The 5,224-nt window shown below is 43.8% G+C and carries 4 protein-coding genes; all 4 read left to right on the plus strand.

Features of this window, described 5'->3' with window-relative positions:
* Positions 1-315: hypothetical protein (locus W293_RS17385; RefSeq protein ID WP_037025235.1), on the plus strand; the 315-nt coding region annotated here is incomplete at its 5' end.
* Positions 316-358: 43 nt separating this feature from the next.
* The gene (locus tag W293_RS0112100) at positions 359-2,899 is read left to right on the plus strand and encodes a DUF2345 domain-containing protein (protein WP_025652682.1); all 2,541 of its coding nucleotides are present in this window, start codon (positions 359-361) and stop codon (positions 2,897-2,899) included.
* Positions 2,900-2,911: 12 nt separating this feature from the next.
* Positions 2,912-4,402 carry a hypothetical protein gene (locus W293_RS0112105; protein ID WP_025652683.1) on the plus strand — a complete coding sequence of 497 codons (1,491 nt, stop codon included), beginning with the start codon at positions 2,912-2,914 and terminating at the stop codon, positions 4,400-4,402.
* A gap of 7 nt (positions 4,403-4,409) precedes the next feature.
* Positions 4,410-5,224, plus strand: an 815-nt coding sequence (locus W293_RS0112110) for a hypothetical protein (protein WP_025652684.1), incomplete at its 3' end; no start/stop codon positions are given.

Consider the following 5,224-nt stretch of genomic DNA (forward strand, 5'->3'; position numbering starts at 1 on the left):
AACTTTAGAGTATGGCCGTGGTACATTCCACTACTAGTACTACAAGCCTACGTCAAATTAGGTGGCGGCTGGATACAATCTAAAGGTCGCAACATCATCAATGAACCGCAATATGAGCATTTGCAATACCCACAGAACAAACCCAATCCTTACATAGACCCCAATATAAATCCGTATCGTATTAAAGTCATAAACAATCAAAGCAAATGGTTTCTATGGCGCTGGCGCATTATTTGGATATTACACACCTTATTTATACTTAGTATTATTGGGTTGTTTTATGCGCTTTTTTTAGGCTATTTGGATGATTATTAAAGGCGTAGTAGAGAAGATTGAATCGTGCAAAGTTTAGTGTCCGATGGAATACTGGCGCGGTATGGCCGCCTACCGCATCATCTGCGAACCTGCTCTTAGCCAACTACGCCTAAACAGTCATAACCGCCGTCACCACCATCTCAGTCTCAGTGAGCTCATCACTCAAATCATAAGCTCGTACGATATGAACGTTGAGATTGACGAGCGCTTAAGTAGCGCCAGCGATTACCATATACAGCATAGCGTCCAATACAACCAAACCGATCTCGCTTACTTAACGCAGTATCTCACCCTTTACGGTATTACAGGTTATTACCGTCATGAAGTGGATAGTCACACGCTAGTGTTACTTCCTCATAATGGCGAAATACTGCGCCCTGATGCCAATGACATTCAAAGCACCTTAAGTCAAAACCCTGCCAACCTTGCTGATAGACAAGACCGCATCACTGCGATTCGCCCCCGTATTGCCCAGCATACTCAGCAAAGCGACCTACATCGTTATGACAGTCGCTTGATGAGTACCTATACCGGCAGTAGCAGTAGCGAGCAACCTATCGACTCATCAAGCAGCACGCATCAGCGCTTTTTGCACAGTCATAGTTATTTAAACGATGATGGACTCACCGCACTTGCCACCCGCTATCAGCAGCACGCACAGCAGCTGGCCAATCTAGGCAGCTTAACCGGCAATATCCGTCATCTGAATCTGCCCAGTAGCCACTATATCGATGGCAACCCTTATTTGATTGATCCGATCAGTCTCGTCTCTATTCATCAGTACATTAACAATCATATACCAGCAGATTGGCTCGGCGCTGCGCCCTTTGATCCCATTACTTTACAGCCAAATACCGACCATGAAAATGATGATGACAATGATGACAACGTCCATCACATCAGCGCTTGCTATCTACCGTTTCCGCACCATTACCATATTCCCTATGGGGAACAGCTTGCTACACTTGGGCAACCGCATCCGAGTCTGACGGGTCTCATGAGTGCCAGTATTATTGACACCGATAGCAGTGCTATTACTCATGACCGTAATCATCGCGCTCATATCCATTATCATTGGCAGAATGAACAAGGGGGCGAACAAAATAGCGACAGCAGTAGTGATGACGCCCACTGGGTACCCATTGCCAGTCACTTAGTCGCCGACCACATGGGACAAACCCATCCCCTGCGTCATGGGCAACACGTCCTGATCGACTTCATCGGTGGCGACATCACCCATCCCATCATCATCGGCAGTACTCATAATGGCCAAGGTAATGCTGATGCTCAGCACAATAGTCTGACTAGCGATTCGGACCATATAGACGCCACTAGCCCCGCATGGTTTATCAATCAAAGTCATGTTCATGCGATAGATGGCATCAAAACCCAAAGTATCGACTCAAGTCGTACAGGGGACGCCACCAAAGACAGTCTAGCGAATGGCTACAATCAGCTGATGTTTGACACCCATCCAAATAGTCCACAGATCAATGTCTATAGCACAAGCTACCAGAGCAGTCTCACCATTGGTCATTTCTATCAGCATAGCGACCACACTCGCGGTCAAGCAAGAGGGCAAGGCATCAGTATTGAGACCCAAGCTGCCGCTAATGTGCAAGGTAGTACAGGCATACACATCAGCAGCCATCAAGCTGACAGTCAATTAAAGCAGCATATGAATCACAGCAGTCATAGCAAACTACAAACCGCCGATCAGCATCAACAAGCCTACGCGCAGTTAGCTGGCACCCATCAGCCAGTCGGACTAGAAGGCAGTAGCAATAATAAGCAAGGCGATAATAAAGATGCGCAAACCCCATTTGCCGAGTTTAGCAAAGACAACAACGATAGTAGTCTTAGCGAGTCCGGTCAATGGCAACAGGCTAACCTGCTTATCGACTCCCAGCGTCATCTCGCCATGCTAAGCGGACAGCACAGCCAACATACCAGTACTAAGAACACTCATTCGCATGCGACAGACAACACTCATCATCACAGCCAAACCCAGATGAATCAGTTGGTGTCAGGCGATATTCATTATTACAGTAATAAAGCCCAAACCCATACCGCCGCTCATGGTGATATCACCATACAAGCCCATCAGAATGAGATGCGCCTTGATAGTGAGCAAGTACTGCGTATTCATAGCCGAGACAGTATTAATATCATCGCGCCTGATACGTTGACGTTAAAAGCTGCGGGCAGCGGCATTGAAATATCAGGTGGCAATGTGACCTTTATTACACCTGCTCAGGTGGGCTATAAGGCGAGTAAGGTGGATTGGGGTAGCGGGGGTGGAGTTAAAACAGAACTGCCTTATTTACCATCTGTAGAAATGGAAAACTGGATTGGTCTTAAACTTTTAGGAGTTGATGGTGAAGGTATACCAGATGTGGGCTACAAAATATTCTTTGATGGTGGTCAAGTTATTAAAGGAAGACTCGATAGGAAAGGTGAAGCACATCACAATAATGTGCCCGAAGAAGCCAACCGTGTTGAATATGAAGACAAGGGCTTTGAAGACCCTACTCCTGAGTCGTTTCTTAAAGTTTTAGAAGCTGCTAACAGTTTTAAAGAATAATAAGGTATAAAAATGGGCTTTTTATCATCTAAAGAAAAAAAACTTTCAAATGCACTTGCATGGTTCAGTGCACCTGTTAACACAGCATTACAAAAGGGTAAGGAAACGGCAAATGATATTGCCGATTGGCTTTGGATAGTCATACAAGGTGATTTTGCATCGGAACCTTCTACTGCTCAAGTCGTTACTGGTACTGTCGTTTCTATGATTCCATTTGTAGACCAGATCTGTGATATTCGAGATATTTGTGCTAACTGCAAAAAAATAAACGAAGACGATAGTAACCCTTGGGCGTGGGTGGGTCTAATCTTGACCTTAATCGGTCTGTTTCCAGTTTTAGGGTCGCTATTTAAGGGAATATTTAAAGTACTACTTGCCCCTGTTAGACGCTTCATGATGAGACCTTTATCTAAAGCTGGAAAATTTTCAGGCAGTTTAATTTATAAAACAGTTGAACCTGCTATTGAACAAGGTATCAAGGGGATTAATAGGTTTATAGGAAGCCCTGCAGTTAAAAAGCTAATTAGTAAAGAAGGGGCCACTAATATCTATAGATGGTCAGCTAAGGAACTGCGCAAAGTAAAAGCACAAGTTAATACGAAGCAAATTTTCGCTGTATTTGATGAGCATATCGGCTATTTGAAGGAGACTGTCGAATTTGTCCAAAAATACGGCAGTAAAGGTATCGGTAAACAAGCAGGCGATATGCTTAAAATAGTGGTAAATATAAGAAATCGCGCTAACAAGCGTCTCGGTGAATTTTTAGCACCCGTACAAGACTTTCTGGAACGTTTAGCCATACGACTAGACACTGAAGGAGGCTATAAAGCAGTTACTAATCTGACAAACATCGCGAATTTTAGAAGAGTGCATACCGATGGTGAAGTGCAACTTATAAAAAACAGTACACCTAGATGGGTAGATGTCACTAGGAATGTTAAATATCCTGAACTACCAAAATGTTATGAAATACCTAAAGATTATCCAAATATTTCTAATACAGGCACAGGACCATTAAAGGGAAAGTTTAAAACATTTAATACTATGAAGGCAGTAAAGCTAAAAGAAAATACAGTACTCTATCGTGTCGTCGACCCTACGAGTAATGATAACAGTATATGTTGGATGAGGAAATCAGAATATATAAAACTTAAAAAAAGAGAAGACTGGCGTAGACGCTTTGCCGTATGGGCGAGCTGGAACAGTAACGGTGAGGTCGTTCAGTATATTGTGCCCAAAGGTGGTATGAGGGTATGGGAAGGTAAAACCGCCAGTCAAGTACTTAAAGATAGCAAAGGTAAAGTTCAGACTGCTAATGGACGCGGTGCTATGTACGTACTGGAAGGTGGTGGCATACAGATTGTACTTGACCCAAAAGATTTGATAAAAGCAATAGTACAACCACGCAGAAAAACAGGATGGGGCTATGGTAGTGATATAAAAGGTTTGGAAAACACAGATATGGTTGGCGTACCAACCCTCAAACAAAACTGGTATAAGTGAATAAGCAATGAACAACTACATTATAAGACCGCAAGAGATTTACCTACTAGAGCGCTATAGTTCACCCGCCTACTTTAAAGAGATGCGTGATGCCTTTGCAACTATGCTAGAAGCCGCTGAATACGCGCTTGAGCTATTCGTCAATGATTTACCCTTTGATTATCGTACGCGTCCTATTAACAGACAACCTGATATCGTCTGGGGCGAGCGCGTATTGCCAAACCTACGTGATACTTTGGATAGTCTTAACGTCGGTTATCAAGAGCTGTTAAAAGGGGACTTAGCAGCAATAGGCTATGGCGGTAATGTAGAGAGTGACTTTCGGGCTATTAGTATGGATTACGATATCGACTGGATGCCAGAGCAGCAACAACTGGATTACGATAAATGGGAAACAGAGGCAAGCTTACGTGCCTTTAATCTAAAAATAACCAGTTATTTTGGTTGGCGTATTGGTGATTTAATAGAAAATTATAGTACTGAATCTCGAGGACCACTTAACCCACCCGAATCGTGGCCTGTTTATCGTCTCAACCCTAAATATAGCGTTGAGTTAGATGAGGTTGTTCCTGTTGCAGGTATTTATGTGCCTAGTAGAGAAGATGCCAGTGCTCAAGTATTATTAGATGGGATGTTAGCAAATGAAGCTTACGTCGGTTATGATCCAGAAACCATGCAAGCTGTCGGCATGGCGCCTGTCACATGGATGTTGGTTGAGCGTATCGCGGATAGTGGTGGTGGTAGCCATAATGTCGCACCAAAACGCTTACGCTGCGAGTCAGGTAAACCTTGTCCACAGACGGGATCATGGTGGTCACCATC

It is taken from the genome of Psychrobacter sp. TB67, from assembly GCF_000511065.1.
GTDB classification, from domain to species: Bacteria; Pseudomonadota; Gammaproteobacteria; order Pseudomonadales; family Moraxellaceae; genus Psychrobacter; species Psychrobacter okhotskensis.

What these genes read in the sequence shown, in the direction of transcription:
- W293_RS0112105 (WP_025652683.1), top strand. Translation starts at nt 2,912, where the DNA reads ATGGGCTTTTTATCATCTAAAGAAAAAAAACTTTCAAATGCACTTGCA.
- W293_RS0112100 (WP_025652682.1), top strand. Translation starts at nt 359, where the DNA reads ATGGAATACTGGCGCGGTATGGCCGCCTACCGCATCATCTGCGAACCT.